The organism is Tardiphaga sp. 862_B3_N4_1 (genome assembly GCF_051811085.1).
Classification (GTDB): Bacteria; Pseudomonadota; Alphaproteobacteria; order Rhizobiales; family Xanthobacteraceae; genus Tardiphaga; species Tardiphaga robiniae.
Window position 1 is genome coordinate 2,081,315 of sequence record NZ_JBPWQB010000001.1, and the last position, 18,487, is coordinate 2,099,801.

General features: G+C 60.3%; 15 protein-coding genes. 7 read left to right on the forward strand and 8 right to left on the reverse strand.

Going from position 1 to position 18,487, the window contains the following annotated elements; genetic code table 11:
• Window position 1: 1 nt before the first annotated feature.
• Window positions 2–637: an HAD-IA family hydrolase gene (locus AB8B02_RS09730; RefSeq protein ID WP_089264461.1), complete on the reverse strand. Its 636-nt coding sequence runs from the start codon at window positions 635–637 to the stop codon at window positions 2–4.
• A 228-nt stretch (window positions 638–865) separates the two neighbouring features.
• On the opposite strand from AB8B02_RS09730, the gene AB8B02_RS09735 reads away from it, so the two are divergent.
• A complete protein-coding gene (locus AB8B02_RS09735; protein WP_165826921.1) occupies window positions 866–1,006 on the forward strand; it encodes a hypothetical protein in 141 nt (46 codons plus the stop codon).
• Window positions 1,007–1,337: 331 nt separating this feature from the next.
• Here the strand turns inward: AB8B02_RS09735 and AB8B02_RS09740 are convergent, their stop codons facing one another.
• The 4 genes from AB8B02_RS09740 to AB8B02_RS09755 form a co-directional block, all read right to left on the reverse strand.
• Window positions 1,338–2,288, reverse strand: a complete 951-nt coding sequence (locus tag AB8B02_RS09740) for a hypothetical protein (RefSeq protein ID WP_439063813.1) — start codon at window positions 2,286–2,288, stop codon at window positions 1,338–1,340.
• Window positions 2,289–2,300: 12 nt separating this feature from the next.
• On the reverse strand, window positions 2,301–5,279 hold the full coding sequence (gene uvrA / locus AB8B02_RS09745) for an excinuclease ABC subunit UvrA (RefSeq protein ID WP_093758686.1): 2,979 nt from the start codon (window positions 5,277–5,279) through the stop codon (window positions 2,301–2,303).
• A 342-nt stretch (window positions 5,280–5,621) separates the two neighbouring features.
• Window positions 5,622–6,380 (reverse strand): outer membrane protein, encoded by a 759-nt coding sequence (locus AB8B02_RS09750; RefSeq protein WP_439063814.1) that lies wholly within the window; start codon window positions 6,378–6,380, stop codon window positions 5,622–5,624.
• 250 nt (window positions 6,381–6,630) lie between these two features.
• On the reverse strand, window positions 6,631–7,362 hold the full coding sequence (locus tag AB8B02_RS09755) for an outer membrane protein (RefSeq protein WP_439063815.1): 732 nt from the start codon (window positions 7,360–7,362) through the stop codon (window positions 6,631–6,633).
• 464 nt (window positions 7,363–7,826) lie between these two features.
• On the opposite strand from AB8B02_RS09755, the gene AB8B02_RS09760 reads away from it, so the two are divergent.
• The gene (locus tag AB8B02_RS09760; RefSeq protein WP_092142634.1) at window positions 7,827–8,336 is read left to right on the forward strand and encodes a single-stranded DNA-binding protein; all 510 of its coding nucleotides are present in this window, start codon (window positions 7,827–7,829) and stop codon (window positions 8,334–8,336) included.
• A gap of 305 nt (window positions 8,337–8,641) precedes the next feature.
• The gene (locus AB8B02_RS09765) at window positions 8,642–8,848 is read left to right on the forward strand and encodes a hypothetical protein (RefSeq protein ID WP_231080749.1); all 207 of its coding nucleotides are present in this window, start codon (window positions 8,642–8,644) and stop codon (window positions 8,846–8,848) included.
• Between the two features lie 101 nt (window positions 8,849–8,949).
• Here the strand turns inward: AB8B02_RS09765 and AB8B02_RS09770 are convergent, their stop codons facing one another.
• Window positions 8,950–9,747 carry a class I SAM-dependent methyltransferase gene (locus AB8B02_RS09770; RefSeq protein ID WP_439063816.1) on the reverse strand — a complete coding sequence of 266 codons (798 nt, stop codon included), beginning with the start codon at window positions 9,745–9,747 and terminating at the stop codon, window positions 8,950–8,952.
• Window positions 9,748–9,975: 228 nt separating this feature from the next.
• Between AB8B02_RS09770 and AB8B02_RS09775 the strand changes: the two genes are divergently transcribed.
• The 3 genes from AB8B02_RS09775 (at window position 9,976) to gyrA (ending at window position 14,640) form a co-directional block, all read left to right on the forward strand.
• On the forward strand, window positions 9,976–10,800 hold the full coding sequence (locus tag AB8B02_RS09775) for an AAA family ATPase (protein WP_439063817.1): 825 nt from the start codon (window positions 9,976–9,978) through the stop codon (window positions 10,798–10,800).
• Window positions 10,801–11,258: 458 nt separating this feature from the next.
• Complete coding sequence (locus tag AB8B02_RS09780; protein ID WP_439063818.1) at window positions 11,259–11,663, forward strand: DUF2306 domain-containing protein; 405 nt, start codon at window positions 11,259–11,261, stop codon at window positions 11,661–11,663.
• A gap of 205 nt (window positions 11,664–11,868) precedes the next feature.
• Entirely contained in the window at window positions 11,869–14,640 is a 2,772-nt protein-coding gene (gyrA, locus tag AB8B02_RS09785; RefSeq protein WP_439063819.1) for a DNA gyrase subunit A, read from the forward strand.
• A 145-nt stretch (window positions 14,641–14,785) separates the two neighbouring features.
• Here gyrA and AB8B02_RS09790 read toward each other — a convergent pair whose 3' ends face one another.
• On the reverse strand, window positions 14,786–15,442 hold the full coding sequence (locus AB8B02_RS09790; RefSeq protein ID WP_120289867.1) for a hydrolase: 657 nt from the start codon (window positions 15,440–15,442) through the stop codon (window positions 14,786–14,788).
• Between the two features lie 155 nt (window positions 15,443–15,597).
• Here AB8B02_RS09790 and AB8B02_RS09795 point away from each other — a divergent pair, with 155 nt between their 5' ends.
• The gene (locus tag AB8B02_RS09795) at window positions 15,598–16,491 is read left to right on the forward strand and encodes a LysR family transcriptional regulator (protein ID WP_439063820.1); all 894 of its coding nucleotides are present in this window, start codon (window positions 15,598–15,600) and stop codon (window positions 16,489–16,491) included.
• Window positions 16,492–16,570: 79 nt separating this feature from the next.
• On the opposite strand, the gene AB8B02_RS09800 is transcribed toward AB8B02_RS09795, so the two are convergent.
• Window positions 16,571–18,478: a potassium transporter Kup gene (locus AB8B02_RS09800; RefSeq protein WP_439063821.1), complete on the reverse strand. Its 1,908-nt coding sequence runs from the start codon at window positions 18,476–18,478 to the stop codon at window positions 16,571–16,573.
• Window positions 18,479–18,487 lie beyond the last annotated feature (9 nt).

Here is an 18,487-nt window from a genome sequence, read left to right on the forward strand (position 1 = left end):
GTTAGCGTCCTGGCACAGCCAGCGTCGCGATGACTTCGTCGATCCGGGAAAACACATAATTCGGCGTGCGCGCTTTCAGGGCCGCTCCGCTGGTATAGCCCCACGTCACCGCGCCGAAATCGATTCCGGCCTCGCGTGCAGCGTCGATATCGCGGATCTCGTCGCCGATGCTGATCGTGTCATCGACAGAGATGCCGGTGAGCTCAAGGATACGCTGAAATTTCGCCGTCTTGCCGAACAAGCCGGCGCCGCATGCGAAATAGGCGACGTGCTGATCGAGATCGCCGAGCACGTGTCGGACATTGTCCTCGCTATCGGAGCTGACGATCGCAATCGTCATGCCACGCGCCTTCAATTCACAGAACATGCGGTCGACGCCTGGAAACAGCGAAATGCGGTCGATCTGCTGCGCCTTGCGCTTGCGCATGTCGCGCGCAATCAACGGGATCCGCCATTTGGCGACACCGAGCAGCCGGATCAGCTCACCGGCGCCGACGCTCCGCAGCTCGTCGATGCGGTCGCGTTCGACGCGCTGAAACTTGTGCTTGTCGGCGACGGAATTGATGACGCTGAGGAACCACGAAAAGCTGTCGGACAGCGTGCCGTCGAAATCGAAAATGGCGAGCTTATAGGGCATGGCTGGCGGGCGGGGAGGTGGCCGGGGTCTCGGTCTCGGCTGGATGTTTGGCAGTGGCGGTCACGGGCTGGTTCTCGTCTGAGTCGTGGCCGATATGCGACCCGTCTGAAGGATGATCCCATCAGACCCGGTTTTCAACCCGCATCCGCGCGGCGAAACGATGCATGAGCCGCACGCAAGCGTGCTAAGCCCGTCATTACCGTTTCATATCACCCGCAGGAGGCCCCCATGGCAGACGATAGACCGAACCAGAAAGGCCCTAACACCAAGAAGAAGCAGAAGTGCAAGAATTGCGAAGGCAAGGGCCTGCTGAAGAAGGGCGAGAAGGTGGTGAAGTGCCAGCGGTGCCACGGGACGGGGCTGAGGTGAGGGCATGGTACTGGTCGCCCGCATGAGCGCGACCGCTTGTGTTCGCGTCGATGACAGATCTAGGAAGTCACTGCTCCCATCTGGGCTACTGCCTATGTCGACACCGGCGTCAGCTTAAACACTCGTCCGTGTTCGGCAGCCGCTGCGATATCGCGAGTTTCGAGCGCGATGCGAACGCTTTCCAGCTTCTTTACGTCGTCAGAACGAAAACCAAATGCCGTTTTCAGAGGGCTCATCTTAGCAAAATTGGAAATGAGGTGAGCTAGATAATAGCTTGCATGCGAAGCGATATTCAATCTGGATGTCGATGCTCTCATCCGAGCTACTCTTTCTAAGCGCTGACATGAGCCAGTTTGTTCTCATGCAGCGAGGGAATGTGAATATCACCAAGGCTGCCGATCTTTTGCTCACCTAGTTTATAATGCCCAAACCAAGGTCGAAGGTCGGGCATGTTCCAAGTTTCATTATCAGACATCATTCGGAAAAGTTTTCCAGAATCTGGGTGCTGACCAATTCTTTGGATTACTTCAGGGTTATGAAACTCCGCATCGCTCGAGAGATAAGTCAAAACGACGTCGTTTTCGTTCTCTCGGAGTATGAACGGGGATATTTGGCCACCACGACTGCCAACCTCCGATCCCAATCTCGCCATCAGTATAGGAATATGCGATTTCGGAAATTCTTTTTCGAGAGAGGAGTTGCAAATACGACGGATTTTTTCGTCAAGAACTAAAGCCACACCGTCGGCGATAACTTCCCATGTCGGGTTTTCGTTGTACTGCTTGCCACTCCAATAGCTCGAAATCCAATCTAGATTGTCGAGAGGTATGCGTCCGTCGCTGCCAACTTTTGCGAAAGTAATCCAGTTTGCATCGACGATTGTTGGCATGGTGTCGCAAAGCAGGTCGAATTCAACTAAATTATCCGCTGTGAAATAGGCTGGCCAATCATTGTCATTAATGCGAGCCGTCGCTTCGGCGATTGATCCGAAGAAATAGATCCCGCGCATTCGAGATCGACATTGCGGAAATCGATTCTGCCGATAAAGATCGATTATCGTTTCATTGAATAGGCGCGGATTATTGCCAGCAGTAATAATGCCAGCTTGCATAAATGAAACGAATCCTGCGGACTCAGCTGCATGAGATGCGGAGACGAGCATGCCTCTCATGACTGCCCAGCGGACTGCGGGATGTTCCAAATCCAAGAACGCATAGACTTTGCCGATGCCTTCAAGAGATGCGAACGGCAGAGCTAAATTTCTTTGGATGATATCGCTCAAGCGTGGCTACCTTCACTCCGCCGCTTCGCTCGTCGCCTTCCGCTTCTTGGGCTTCCCCGCCTTTTCCAGCACCGGCTTCAGGAACTTGCCCGTATAGCTGCGCGGTGCTTTGACAATATCTTCCGGCGGACCCCAGGCGACGATTTCGCCGCCGCCGTCGCCGCCTTCGGGGCCGAGGTCGATGACCCAGTCGGCGGTCTTGATGACTTCGAGATTGTGCTCGATCACCACCACTGTATTGCCCTGCGCCACCAGCTCATGCAGCACTTCGAGCAGTTTGGCGACGTCGTGGAAGTGGAGTCCCGTGGTCGGCTCGTCGAGAATGTAGAGCGTGCGACCGGTCGCGCGCTTGCTCAACTCCTTGGCGAGCTTGACGCGCTGCGCTTCGCCGCCGGATAGCGTCGTCGCCTGCTGGCCGACATGGATGTAATCCAGTCCAACGCGATGCAGCGTCTTGAAGGTCTCGCGCACACGCGGCACTGCCTTGAAGAAGTCGGCGGCTTCTTCCACGGTCATGTCGAGCACGTCGGCGATCGACTTGCCCTTGAACAGGACTTCGAGCGTCTCGCGGTTGTAGCGCTTGCCCTTGCAGGTATCGCAGGTGACATAGACGTCGGGCAGGAAGTGCATCTCGATCTTGATGACGCCGTCGCCCTGGCAGGCCTCGCAGCGGCCGCCCTTGACGTTGAACGAGAAGCGGCCGGCCTCATAGCCGCGCGCCTTGGATTCCGGCAGGCCGGCAAACCATTCGCGGATCGGCGTGAAGGCGCCGGTATAGGTCGCCGGATTCGAGCGCGGCGTGCGGCCGATTGGCGACTGGTCGATCTCGATGATCTTGTCGATATGCTCCAGGCCTTCGATACGGTCATGCGGCGCGGCGCCTTCGCTGGCGCCGTTGAGCTTGCGCGCGATCGCCTTGTAGAGCGTGTCGATTAGCAACGTCGACTTGCCGCCGCCGGAGACGCCGGTCACCGCGGTGAACAGGCCGAGCGGCACTTCCGCCGAAACGTTCTTGAGATTGTTGCCACGCGCATTGATCACCTTGATGGTGCGGCGATGGTTCGGCGGCCGGCGCTCCGGCACCGGCACCGACATTTCGCCGGTGAGATATTTTCCGGTCAGCGACTTCGGATTCTTCATCACCTCCTGGGGCGTACCCTGGGCGACGATATTGCCGCCATGGGTGCCGGCGCCGGGGCCGACATCCACCACGTAGTCGGCCGCGATCACCGCGTCCTCGTCATGCTCGACCACGATCACGGTATTGCCGAGATCACGCAGCCGCCGCAGCGTATCAAGTAATCTGGCATTGTCGCGCTGATGCAGGCCGATCGATGGCTCGTCGAGTACATAGAGCACGCCGGTGAGGCCCGAGCCGATCTGTGACGCCAGGCGAATACGTTGGCTCTCGCCGCCGGACAGCGTGCCGGATGAGCGCGCCAGCGTGAGATAGTTGAGACCGACATCGAGCAGGAAGGAGAGGCGCTCGCGGATTTCCTTGAGGATACGGACAGCGATCTCGTTCTGCTGCTTGTTGAGCAGATCCGGCACGGACTCGAACCAGTCGCCAGCCTTGCGCACCGACATTTCCGAAATGTTGCCGATATGCTTGCCGCCGATCTTCACCGACAGCGCTTCCGGCTTCAGCCGATAGCCCTCGCAGGCATCGCAGGGCACGTCGGAAAAATACTTGCCGAGTTCTTCGCGCGCCCATTCGCTTTCAGTTTCGCGGAAGCGGCGGTCGATATTGGTGACGACGCCCTCGAACGGCTTCTTGGTGTCGTAGGAGCGCACGCCGTCTTCATAGGAGAACTTGATCTCGTCATCGCCCGAGCCGTGCAGGATGGCGTTCTGCGTCTTCTTCGGCAGGTCCTTCCACTTGGTGTCGAGCGTGAATTTATAGAACTTGCCGAGCGCCGTCAGCGTCTGCACGTAATAAGGCGACGACGACTTCGCCCATGGCGCGATGGCGCCCTTGCGCAGCGTCAGCTCCTTGTCGGGAATGACCAGGTCGGCATCGATGGTCTGCTCGACACCGAGGCCACCGCATTTCGGACAGGCGCCATAGGGGTTGTTGAAAGAGAACAGGCGAGGTTCGATCTCGGGGATGGTGAAGCCGGAGACCGGGCAGGCGAACTTCTCGGAAAACAGGATGCGCTCGGCACCTGTCTTGTCGTGAATCTTCGCGACCTTCTTGTCGGATTTCTTGTCGTCCGCGGGGGCGGCAGGCGCGTCGGCATATTCGATGACCGCAAGACCTTCGGCGAGCTTCAGTGCCGTCTCGAAACTTTCCGCGAGGCGCTGGCCGATATCCGGTCTGACAACGATGCGATCGACGACGACGTCGATGTCATGCGGAAACTTCTTGTCGAGTACGGGTGCTTCAGCGAGTTCATGGAAGGTGCCGTCGATCTTGACGCGCTGAAAACCCTTCTTGAGATATTCGGCGAGTTCCTTGCGATACTCGCCCTTGCGGCCGCGCACCACCGGCGCCAGCAGGTACAGACGCGTGCCTTCCGGCAGCGCCAGCACGCGGTCGACCATCATCGACACCGTCTGGCTTTCGATCGGCAGGCCGGTTGCCGGCGAATAGGGAATGCCGACGCGCGCCCACAGCAGGCGCATATAGTCGTAGATCTCGGTGACGGTGCCGACGGTCGAACGTGGGTTCTTCGAGGTGGTCTTCTGCTCGATGGAGATGGCCGGCGACAACCCGTCGATCTGGTCGACATCCGGCTTCTGCATCATCTCGAGGAATTGCCGGGCGTAAGCCGACAGCGACTCCACGTAACGGCGCTGGCCTTCGGCATAGATCGTGTCGAAGGCGAGGGACGACTTGCCGGAGCCGGACAGGCCTGTGAACACCACCAGCTTGTCGCGCGGGATCGTCAGGTCGACATTCTTGAGATTGTGCTCGCGGGCGCCGCGGATGGTGATGCTGCGCATGTTCGCGGCGGCCTGCTGCCGCTTCGCCTTGATGATCTCGTCCATAACAGGCAATTCCCCAGCGCGCGAGGCGCGCTCATCCGGGCGCGCACCGCCGGCCGGGCCGGGATCAACGCCGATTGATTGTCATCGGAACATAGGAAGAACGAGGACGGATTTCCAGTGCTCCACAGCAACGATCAACGGTTTGTTGGCGGAGGGGTTGCGAGGCAAGGCTGCAAATCGAACGGCCTGCGCAGGAAAGGTCTTCCGGTATCGGGCTCATGCCAATGGACTGCCAATCGGAAGCGCGTCAGGTCTGAGCGAGGCGCCAGCAAAAAGCCCGGCGCGAGGCCGGGCTAAGTTTGTCGGAATGAGGGAAGGCGGTCGCAGTTCTCAGTACTCGTCTCAGTACTTGGCGATGACAGGGCCGCCCCACTTGTAGTTGATGCGGGCGGTGACGACGTCGACGTCCTGGCTGATGCGATCGATGCGCGAGGTCACAGGAAGTGTCACAGCGGTGAAGCTGTTGCTGCTGGTCTCCATGAACAGATGGTCGTATTCGACCGCGAAGGACCAGTTTGGCGTGAAGCCATATTCCAGGCCAACGCCAACCGTACCGCCCCAGCGGGTTTCCTTAGCGTTATCGAATACGACATTGGTTCCCACGGTGTAGCCCTGATACTTGTCGCTCGTCACGGCAGCGCCGCCCTTCACGTAAAGAAGGGTGTTGTTCCAGGCGTAACCGATCTGGCCAGTGAACAGGCCGAAGGCTTCGATCTTGGACCGGTTGCCGGTCGTACCGAGTACGAGCTGGCTGACATTCGAGCCCTTGAAGTCTGCCCAGTTGCCCTGTGCTTCCAGACCGAACACCCAAGCGGTGCTCTGCCAGCGATAGCCGATCTGACCGCCAGCCGTGCCGCCGCTTGCGTCATGGCATCCCTCGCTGAAGGCCAGTGCGGCACCGAGAACCTGGGTCGTGTCCCAGCATTTGCGGCTCGTTCCCCAACCGCCGTTGCCGCCGATATAGAAACCGGTCCAGTCATAGACGACGGCGATCATCGGAGGCGCCTTGGTATAGGGCCGTGCTGCGAGATCGGCCGCAGAAGCGGACGTTGCCGAGCCGAGAACAGCGAGGGCGGCGGATGCGAGCAGAATTTTCTTCATGGCATGCTCCCCTTGTGAGTGTTTCAACCCTAGCGCGATTCAGGCAATCAGGCTGTGCCTTCCTTGCAACGGAGAAAAACAAACGCAATAGTTGCGTGAAAATTCGCGCGCTACAGTCGTGGGTAGTATTCAACCGAAGGCGATGGGTTAGCTCTTAATCTCTCCGGAATCCGGGCTTCCAGCCAAACGAAAAAGGCCGGCGTTTCCGCCGGCCTTTCCGTAATCAAGAGCCTGAAATCAGGCGCGAAGCTCAGTACTTCGCGACGACCGGGCCACCCCAGTTGAAGCGGTAGTTCAGGCCAGCCTTGACGGTGTGCTCGTCGTTGCGGGACGACAGGCCGATGATGCCAACCGGCGACGGAGCAGCGAAGGTGGTCTTGCCGAAGTCGTAGTACTGGTACTCAACCTTGCCCGACCAGTTCTGGGTGAACAGGTATTCGAGGCCGGCGCCGACGGTGTAACCGTCATGCTTGGTGCCAGCTGCGAAAGCCACCGGAACGGCGCCAACGGTCGTGACCAGCGATTCGCTGTAGTCGGAGTAAGCGTAGCCGCCCTTCACGTAGAGCAGTGCCGGACCCCAAGTGTAACCGATGCGACCGGTGACCGAGGCGAGGCCCTTCTGGTTCAGGTTGTAGGTGACGCCAGCCGGAACGAAAGCGACGTTGGTGTTGTTCGAACCAACCCAGCTGTACTGACCTTCGATGCCGAACACCCAGTTCGGAGCGAACTGGTAGTCGTAACCGATCTGCACGCCGCCGAGGAAACGGCCGTCCGAATTGTCGGAGGTGCCGCCGAAGCCGTTCGAACCGTTGAACGCGCCGCCGACGTGACCGCCGATGTAGAAACCGGTCCAGTTGTAGATCGGGGCGGGAACATAGGCCGGAGCCTTGGTGTAGGGACGAGCGGCCAGGTCAGCGGCCATTGCCGGAACCGAAGCGCCCAGAGCGATCAGGGCAACGGTGCCCAACAGAAACTTCTTCATGTGAATTCTCCCCAAAATTGCTTCGCGTCGGCGAAGCCTCGTGTCCCGGCGCAAGCGCCAAATGCAATTCAGTGATCGAAATATACGCAAGTCTGCCAAAAAGTCCGTCACTCAAATAGCACACTCGTCTTCGATGTTTGGCCGTTTCTAAGTTAATGAAAGGTATATGAATTTTGGCCGGGTGCGGTTCCCTTCGGGTTCCACTATTGCTCGACTCAGACGCGACAGCGACGACTCGGCACTTCGTCGTCGCCCAACAATTCGCCAAGGGGTGTCCTTGAGAACAAAAATGGAACATGCTATATGCGAGGACGATCATATAAGAGATCGTGGATAACCCCGTCGCGGGGGCCTGCGCGGGAGCGCGGACCGTATAGGGTCCCATTATCAGCGGCGTTTGCGCGCGGGCCAGGGCCTGCGCCGGCGCCCAATCAGCAATTCAGATTCGAGAGTAGGAGAGTGGCATGGCGGGTAGCGTCAACAAGGTGATTTTGGTCGGCAATCTCGGCAAGGATCCAGAAGTCCGCCGGATGCAGAACGGCAATCCGGTCGTCAACCTGACCGTCGCGACTTCGGATACCTGGCGCGACAAGGGCACCGGCGAGCGCAAGGAAAAGACCGAGTGGCATCGTGTCGTGATCTTCAGCGAAGGTCTCGCCAAGGTGGCCGAACAGTATCTGAAGAAGGGCGCCAAGGTTTACATCGAGGGCGCGCTGCAGACCCGCAAATGGACCGATCCGCAGGGTGTCGAGAAATACTCCACCGAGATCGTGCTGCAGGGCTTCAATTCGACGCTGACCATGCTCGACGGCAAGGGCGGCGGCGCGGGTGGTGGCGGCGGTTACGGCGGTGATGACATGGGCGACAGCTTCGGCGGCGGCCAGTCGAGCGCTCCGCCGCAGCGCCGCGTGGCCGCACCGGCAGGTGGCGGTGGTGGCCGCGGCAGCGACATGGATGACGACATCCCGTTCTGACTGTTGGTTGGAGCTGTGTGTAAACTAAAAAACGCTTTCGTCGCTTCTTCAATGACTTAGCGTTTTTCAGCTTCCGGATTGCCGACGAGACTCGAATCAGATTCTGCGGGGCCCGCTTGTGTAAACAAGGGGGCTTTCGTTTGATAAATCAACGCATTGCCAGCCGATTTCGCGTAAAGCCCGTTGTAATGGAGGGCGGCGAGAGGTTTGGGCTTCTCTTGGACAGGGAGAGCGGGCTGCCGGACCCTTGGGCTACTCGCTACAGCGCCGTATTCCTCAGGAGCAAAGCCGGATCGATCAACACGATGTTGAAGGTGCTTCGCTCGATCGCGGCGACCGAAGAGTGGGCCGCATTGCGCGGGGTCAGCCTGATCGAGCGGCTGGAGACCGGCGATCTACTGACGCAGGAGGAAACCATCGATCTCGTGAACTCGCTTCGTCTTGCACGCTCACCTGCCGTGGGAGGGCATGAGGCGTCGGTGACGCGAGAGGTGGTGGCTCCGAATAGCTGAGCACAACATTCGCATGATGGCCGCGCTCGTTGAGCCGCTTGCACAGCGCGTGGGCGAAGGTGGTGCCGGGCCAAAGAACTCGATGATCATGCTCCCGAACCTCAAGAGGTTGTTGGTGCCTGCACGATTCGCCGAGGGTCCTGCACCTGAGGAAACAGGCGTTCCCGCTTTCGCGCCGCGACAATAAAACTCTCCGCCAATAATCCCGGCACCTTGAGCCTCCGGCACGCCTTTTCGAATGGCTCGATCAGCGCCTCGCAGAGATGTGGAAACAACCGGCCCGGTCGCGGGAGATAGCCGTAATACGTGCTCTCCACGACCTCAAATCCCTCATCCGACAGCAGGCTTGAAAATTGATACAAAGTCAGGGTGTTTCGAGGTCTGCTCGGATATGCCCAGTTCAGGACACGACTGAACGACCCGATGGGTGACGTTGCATTGAGCTGGATATTGCACACCAATACGCCGTCGTTGCGAAGATGCCGATAGATCGCCCGCAATGCGTCGCGCCTAAGCGTGTCTTCTGCATTCAAGAAGAACCGAAATGCGGTGGCGACGTCAAATGTCTGTTCGAGAGGAACCTTGGTGACGTCGACGCATAGCAGCGTCACGTTGTCTGGCACCGAAGCTGCCGAAAGCATCGCTTCTGACACATCGACCCCGACAACCGAGCCGAACAACCGAGCGGCGACCTTCGCAATGCGTCCGGTTCCGCAGGCGAAGTCGAGGCTTGTTCGCTGTGGCCCTCCGAGCCGGCGCAGAATGCTTTCGAGCAAGGGCTGTTCGACGTCCCGCCACAATGCCGCGCAATGGCCCACCTCGAAGGTGCTGACGTAGTCGGCAACGACATCAACCGACTGGTGGCTCGCGCGATAGCTGGGCGCGTCTCCGTTGAGCATAAGGATATGTCCCTCGAGTCCGCCGACGCTAATCTCGATGTCGGGACGACGTCTTCATGCATTCGCACGATGCCGGAACGGAGCGGCAGGCGTGATCCGACTAGTCGACGGGCGGCAGTCCGCGGATCCGAACAGTCATTCAAATGAACGTTGGTGTGGTTTGTAATCCGGCTAAGCTCTGACCTGCAGGTAAATGACAGCTTGTTCCGAGGCGCTGGGCATTCCACCATGATCATCGAGTTATTTGGGCCGCCTGGTGCAGGCAAGACCACACTTCTTCGCGGCCTCTGCCGGGGGCTGGCGCAAGAAGGCATCAACCTGAAGACAGTGAACGGTTATCGCCTGATTGAATATGCGTCGGCCCAGGATGACGGCCCGGAGACGCGCCATGGCATTGGGCGTATTGGCAGAAAGATTGCCACCTCCGGTCCTGTCTTGCTATCGACCCTGCCGAAGGACGGTGTCGCGGCGCGGCTTCTAGCATCAATCCCGCTACGAAGCCGCACATGGTCATGGCGCATGAAGGTCGACATCGCTCTACTGTGCGAATCTTGGCGTAAAGCGCAGGAATCGGAAGGTTACTTCATTTTTGAAGAAGGCCTGATCCAGGCATTGTGTGCGCTAGTTTTGCTGGCGCGAACTCCAAGCATTGACGTGGTTCGTGACTGCCTAGCGTTCCTGCCGCGACCGGACCTGCTTGTCCAGCTCGATGCGCCGCAGGAAACGTTGCGCCGCCGTCTTACGGATCGGCATGCGCACCAGCCGCTCATCGAAGTCCTCCTGTTCGAACTCGGCGTGGACAGGGGCTTGAAGCAGGCCAATATCTCAAGGGAGATCGGCGAGTGCTTGCGCCGGGACGGATGGTCCTTGATACAAGTCAACGGTGCCGACCCCCTCAATTTCGATAAGGTCATCACGCGAGTCCTGGGAGAGCATATCAATGAGACCGCCCTGGGTGACCAAGGCGATAAAAGCCAAACCACTGGATTAGCTGGCAACTATGAACTTGATGGATCTCAACATTTCGCACGGGGGCCTGGTGGCAGCATCTGACGCTCGCTCACGATTTGAATCATTGCGTGGTCGAGCCCCGGTCCGCCCGGAGCGAGGCATGGATACTTTGGGTCGCCTCGACTAGCGCGGTCCCCTGTCTCGGAGAGCCTTGCGTCCGAAACCAACCATTCAGCCACGATCAGCCCGTGAGGCGCGCACGAAACAAGGTGCAGCCGTCCGCCAGGCGCGACCTGGAGATATCCCGGAATCCAGCCTCGGTCACCGGCGCGCTCCTCGACCGCCTCACGCATCACGTCCATAACCACATATAACCCTTCTGATCTGCTGTCAGGACGTCCTGAACTTCTGCATCGCGCGCTGTGAGCTGATTGCTCGCAGCGCGTTTTGCTTTTTTGAGGGGACGGTTAGCTGCGGCAACGTGGCGGCAATATGATCTTTACAATGGAAAGATTTCTGCGATGGTGAGCTGACTCTGCCTCCTGAACGCGAGGGCCACCATGTCGCTGCAGCCGCTGCTTGATGCCGCCGCTCCAATCCCGCTGCATGCTTTTGCGGCCATGGTCGCATTCGTGCTCGGTGTCGTTCAATTGATCGCGCCCAAGGGCACGCTGCCACACAAGACGCTCGGCTGGATCTGGGTGGCGTTGCTCGCCACCGTTGCGATCAGTTCGTTTGGGATCCACGGCCATAGCTACCGGCTCTGGCGAGACTGGAGCCCGATCCACCTGCTGTCGATCATCGCGCCGGTGGTGCTGGTGGTCGGAGTGGTCGCCGCACGCCGGCACCGCGTCAGGGCGCATGCCATCACTATGATTTCGATCTTCGCCGGCGCCCTGGTGATCGCCGGCGTGTTCACCCTCGTGCCCGGCCGGGTCATGCACACCGTAGTCTTCGGTCGCTAGATTGCTGCAAGACGGCCGCATGATTTTCGCAAGATTCGGCGGGTTCGGGCTGGCTTATTCGGGGCCACTTCACAAGCCCTGTACAGCTCCCGTAAGCATTTGAAAAATCAGCAGGAAAATAGAGCCGCGGGCGTTGTCTGCGGGGTGGCTTGAAGCCGCGCGATGCGCTATATGATTCCCAGCAAAACCTGACCGGAAATCATCCTTGTCCGACACTGAAGACCAGAAGCCTGGGGAGCCACCGGCCCCCTCGGATATTCGTCCCGTATCCATCCTCGATGAGATGAAGCGTTCGTATCTCGATTACGCCATGAGCGTGATCGTGGCGCGTGCGCTGCCGGATGCGCGCGACGGCTTGAAGCCGGTGCATCGCCGCATTCTCTACGCGATGTATGAGAACGGCTTCGAGTGGAATAAGCCGTATCGCAAGTCGGCGCGAACCGTCGGCGACGTCATCGGTAAGTATCATCCGCATGGCGACCAGTCGGTCTATGACGCCATGGTCCGCATGGCGCAGGACTTTTCGATGCGCGTGCCGCTGATCGACGGTCAGGGCAATTTCGGTTCGGTGGATGGCGATCAGGCCGCCGCGATGCGATACACGGAATCGCGGCTGACCAAGATCGCGCAGTCGCTGCTCGACGATCTCGACAAGGACACGGTCGACTATCAGGACAACTATGACGGCTCGTTCCGCGAGCCACGCGTGCTGCCGGCGAAGTTTCCGAATCTGCTGGTGAATGGCGGCGGCGGCATTGCCGTCGGCATGGCCACCAACATCCCGCCGCATAATCTCGGCGAAGTCATCGACGCCTGCGTTGCGCTGATCGACGATCCGTCACTCTCCATTGACGATCTGAACAAGATCATCCCGGGTCCGGATTTCCCGACGGGTGGCATCATTCTCGGCCGCGCCGGGATTCGTACGGCCTATCACACCGGCCGCGGTTCCATCGTGATGCGCGGCAAGGTCTCGATCGAGCCAACGCGCAAGGACCGCGAGGCGATCATCGTCTCGGAAATTCCCTATCAGGTGAACAAGGCCACCATGGTGGAGCGCATCGCCGAACTGGTGCGCGACAAGAAGATCGAAGGCATCTCCGATCTACGCGACGAATCCGACCGCGACGGTTTTCGCGTCGTCGTCGAATTGAAGCGGGACGCGGTGCCGGAGGTGGTGCTCAACCAGCTTTACAAGTTCACGCCGCTGCAGACCAATTTCGGCGCCAACATGGTGGCGCTCGACACCGGCCGTCCGTTGCTGATGAACCTGAAGGACCTGCTGACGATCTTCGTCGCGTTCCGCGAACAGGTCGTCACGCGCCGTACCAAGTTCCTGCTCAACAAGGCGCGCGACCGCGCGCATATCCTCGTCGGCCTCGCGATTGCAGTGGCGAATATCGACGAGGTCATCCGTGTCATTCGTACTTCGCCGGATCCCGCCACCGCACGTGACATCCTGATGGAGCGTCATTGGCCCGCGCAGGACGTGGCGACGATGATGATGCTGATCGACGATCCGCGTCATCGCCTCGAGGAAGACGGCACCGCGCGGCTGTCCTTCGAACAGGCCAAGGCCATTCTCGATCTGCGACTGGCTCGCTTGACAGCTCTGGGTCGCGAAGAAATCTCCGACGAGCTGGACAAGCTCGCCGTCGAGATTGCGGACTATCTGGAGATCCTCCGTTCGCGTGCGCGCGTCCAGGGCATCATCAAGGATGAGCTCGGTGCGGTGAAGTCGGAATTTGCGACGCCGCGCAAGACCGTGATCATGGAACAGGAAGGCGAGGTCGAAGACGAAGACCTGATCCAGCGCGAAGACATGGTGGTGACGGTGTCGCATCATGGCTACGTCAAGCGCGTGCCGCTCTCGACCTATCGGGCGCAGCGCCGCGGCGGCAAGGGACGTTCGGGCATGGCGACGCGCGACGAGGATTTCGTCTCGCGTCTGTTCGTGGCCTCGACCCATACGCCGGTGCTGTTCTTCTCGTCGCGCGGCCAGGTCTACAAGGAAAAGGTCTGGCGCTTGCCGATCGCGCCGCCAAACGGCCGCGGCAAGGCGATGATCAACATCCTGCCGCTGGAGCAGGGCGAACGCATCACCACGATCATGCCGCTGCCCGAGGACGAGGCGACGTGGGAAACCCTCGACGTGATGTTCGCGACCACAGGCGGCAATGTTCGCCGCAACAAGTTGTCGGACTTCGTCGATGTCAGACGTTCGGGCATCATTGCGATGAAGCTCGATGAGGGCGAAGCGATCGTCGATGTGCAGATCGCTACCGAGCATGATGACGTGCTGCTGACCGCTGCCGGCGGCCAGTGCATCCGTTTCCCGGTGACTGACGTCCGTGTGTTCCAGGGCCGCAGCTCGATGGGCGTTCGCGGTATCTCTCTGGCGGACGGCGACAAGCTCATCTCGCTCACCATCCTGCGCCACCTCGAGGCGAATTCCGATGAGCGCGCTGCCTATCTGCGCCGTGCCAATGCGGTGCGCCGCGGCGGTGCCGAGGAGCGTGCTGATGTGGCGGACGAAGCGGCAGCGGCCGTGGAGACCGAAGAGGCGACGGGTGCCATCGAACTCGGCGAGCAACGCTATGTCGAGATGTCGGCCAGTGAGCAGTTCGTACTGACCATCAGCGAGAACGGCTACGGCAAGCGGACCTCGTCGTTCGAGTACCGCACCACCGGCCGCGGCGGCAAAGGCATCGTCGCGATGTCGGTCAACAACCGTAATGGCAAGCTGATCGCTTCGTTCCCGGTCGAGGACAGCGACCAGATCATGCTGGTCACCGACAAGGGCCAGCTCATCCGTTGCCCGGTGGAAGGCATCCGCATCGCCGGCCGTTCGACCCAGGGCGTCATCGTGTTCAACACGGCTGACGACGAGCACGTCGTGTCGGTCGAGCATATCGGCGAGGCGGGCGAGGGCGAAGAGGGCGAGAACGGCAATGGTGCGCCGGTGGCGGAGGGCTGAGACTCTCCGCAGCGGCTGGCACGTTGATAAAAAACCCGCGGTCATGCCGCGGGTTTTTCTTTTATGTATGCGATGTGCCGGATGGGTTGAGCGAAGCGAGAACCCAACACCTCGCGCTTGCTCGGTCGAAAGGGGCTTTTCGGCGCTATGCGCCTGCGCTCTTCGGCACCGGCGTATTGAGGAGCTGTTGCTCCCACAGATACGCAATGCCGCTGCCGCCGGCATGCTGCGTCATCACTTCCGTTAGCTTGGCGGCACTCTCAGCCCGCGCCCAGTCGCGCTGCCATTCGGCGGCCACTGCCAGCCAGGTCATCATGTTTGCGCCGGCCGCGATCATGCGCTGGATGGCGACCTGATGGGCCTCGACCGAAACGGCGCCCGAGGCATCGGTGACGACCGTTACATCCCAGCCCTCGCCGAGGGCCTGGATCGTCGGCATCGCGACGCAGATCTCAGTCCACAGGCCCGCGATGATCAATTGCTTGCGGCCCGTTGCCTTGACGGCATCCACCGCCTTCGGGTCTTCCCAGGTGTTGATGAAGGTCCGGTCGATCACCTCCTGGCCGGGGAACACGTCGGTGATCTGAGGGAATAAGAGACCGCCACGCTCGGCGAGCACCGAGGTCAGGATGGTGGGAACGCCGAACGCCTTGGCGGCCTTCGCCAGGCCCGCCGTATTGTTGATCACCATCTGCGGTTCATGGCTGTTCACGTTGGCGAGCTGGTAGGGCTGGTGGTCGATCAGAATGAGGACCGAGTCTTCGGGACGAAGGAGCGACGCAAGGCCATTACGAAAGGTCATGAATATATCCTCTGGTGCCGTTGTGAGTGAGATTGGTCTTCTTGATGGGACATGCGCCAACGGCGGCGCTGTCTTGACGGGGTATTGCCGTTCTTGGGCTTGATGAGGTAGTGCCCTTCCGTGGCAAGCTGTGTTGCGGAATGGGGAACGCCGAATTGGACATCGAAGCGCTCAGGACATTCGTGGAAGTTGCCGATGCCGGGGGCGTTTCGCCCGCTGCGCGTCGGCTCAGCGTCTCCAAGTCGATCGTCAGTCGGCAGCTTGCTCGCATTGAAGCGGAACTTGGCGTGCAGCTTCTCGCACGAACCACGCGCGGCGCTGCGCTCACCGAAGCAGGAGTCGCGTTTCGCGACCATGCAGCGCGAGCTTGCGCCGAGATCGACGCGGCCAGGGAATTGCTCCTGCCTGATGGCGAGCTTTGCGGCCGCTTGCGCATTGCCGTGCCGCTGACTTTCGGCCCAACGCACTTAGCTCCCGTGCTTGCGGATATGGCGCGACGGCACCCGCAGCTCCACATCCATAGCGTCTACAGTGATCGCTTCGTTGATCTCATCGCCGAAGGCTTCGATTGCGCGATCCGGGTTGGCTATCTTCCGGACTCCAACCTGATCGCGCGACACGTCGGGCCCATCTATGGAAAACTGGTCGCCAGCCCGGACTATATCGAAGCGCATGGTTCCCCCGAGACGCCGGACGAACTCGTTGCGCATCAGGCTCTCATGCAGGGCACCGAAGCCTGGCAATTCATGGATGGCGACAAGACAATCAGGGTGCATCCGCAAGGGCGCTTCAAAGCTGACAACGGCACGGCGCTCCGCGCCGCCGCATTGGCAGGACTCGGCATCGCCTGGCTCCCCGATGGCATCACCCATGACGATGTCGCCTCCGGCGCGCTAGTTCCGGTCATGACACGCCATCCGCCGCCACCGGCAGGTGTCTATGTCATCCGCCCGCCAAGTCAGCATCCCCCTCGAAAGGTACGAGTCCTCACCGAAATGCTCATCGCGTGTTTCGCAGAGGCTCCGCGCCTTGCGGGCGTCGATCGCTAGAACGCAGGCAGGAGGCCTCGAGGTTCGGCCAGGCCTGCTGAGAGTAGTGCGACCGGCCGAGGCTTAAATCGCGAACGATTTAAATCTCGATTTCGGTGCCGAACTCGACGACCTGCTTGGTCGGCACACCGAAGAACGCTGCGGAGCGTTCGGCGTTACGTTGCAGGAACGCGAATACGGTTTCGCGCCACACCGCCATCCCGGCGACCTTGTCGCTGGGAATGATGGTCTCCCGGCCGATGTAATAGGTGATCTCGGCGAGATCGATGCCGGGCAGCTTGCCCTGTTCGGAGGCTAGACCTAGCCCGTCCGAAATCGTTGGATACTGCATGAAGCCGTAGTGCAAGATGACGCGCGTGATCCCTTCAATGACTTCGATAATCTCGGCGCGATCGGCATCCGGGACGCGCGGCACTTCGGAGATCAGCACAGTCACCAGAATGACGCGCTCATGTAGGACGTGGTTGTGCTTGACGAATTGCGTCAGCGCCAGCGGCACACCGTTCGGCATGGATGCCAGGAACACCGCAGTGCCATTGAGGCGCGCATGGCAGCGACTGACGGCCGTCTCGATCAGGTCTTCTTCGGGTTGACGCAGTTTGGCGCGGGCGCTTTCGACGAGTTTGACACCACTGCGCCATGTCAGCATCAGGAACGCCACAGCAGCCGCCAAGAATAGCGGAAACCAGCCGCCTTCGAACAGCTTCGTGGAATTGGCGGCGAAGAAGATGCAATCGATGATGAAGAAGAAGCCATTCACCGACACGACGAGAAGCGGCGGATAACCCCATTGCAGAGCGACCAATGCCGCGAGCAGCGTGGTGATCGCCATCAGCAGCGATACCGCGATGCCATAGGCGCCCGCCAGGGCGTCCGATGTGCCGAAGCTGAGCACGGCGGCCAGCGTCGCCGCCGCCAGCAGCCAGTTCACCAGCGGCACATAGATCTGGCCCATGGCGTGGCTGGTGGTGTGCCGGATCTGCATCCGCGGCAGGAAGCCGAGCTGGATCGACTGCTGCGTCAGCGAGAACACACCGGAAATGATAGCCTGCGAGGCGATCACCGTCGCGACGGTCGCAAAGGCCACCAGCGGGTAGTGCAGCCAGTCCGGCGCCAGTTGATAGAACGGGTTGTTGATGGCGGTGGGGTCGGCGATCAGAAGTCCCGCCTGGCCGAAATAGTTCAGCACCAGCGCCGGCAGGGCGATGGCAAACCAGGCGAGCCTGATCGGCATCCGGCCGAAATGGCCCATATCGGCATACATCGCTTCGCCGCCGGTCACGGCAAGGAAGGCAGCGCCGAGAATGGCAAAGCTGATGTGAAAGTCCTGATGGATCAGGAATTCGAAGGCATAGAGCGGACTGACGGCAGCGAGCACGCCGGGCGATTGCACGATGCCATGGATGCCGAGCAGCGCGAGCACGGCAAACCAGCCCAGCATCACTGGCCCGAAGATGCCGCCGATGAAACCGGTGCCCTTGCTCTGCATCAGAAACAGCCCGATCAGAATGATGACGGTGAGCGGCACCACGGCTGGCGCCAGCGACGGTGCATCGACCTTGAGGCCTTCAATGGCTGATAGCACCGAGATCGCCGGCGTGATGGCGCCATCGCCATAGAGCAGGGCGGCGCCGACGAGGCCGACGATCAGCAAATGTATGCGCCAAGTGCCCGGCTCTGCGTTGCGCGCGTGGAGCAGTGCCAACAGCGCGACGATACCGCCTTCGCCGCGATTGTCGGCGCGCAGGATTAGAAGCGCGTATTTCAGGGAGATAATCAGGATCAACGCCCAGAGGATAAGCGACACCACGCCGAGCGTTGCTTCGGACGTGAGAGGCCCGCCATGGGCGGCTGCCTTCACGGCTTCCTTGAGTGCATAAAGGGGGCTGGTGCCGATATCACCATAGACGACGCCGAGCGCGCCGATCGTTGCCGTGAGAGGAAGTCCGCCAGAGTGGCCTGGCGATGCGGCTGGGATGGCGGTCACTGGCAGCCC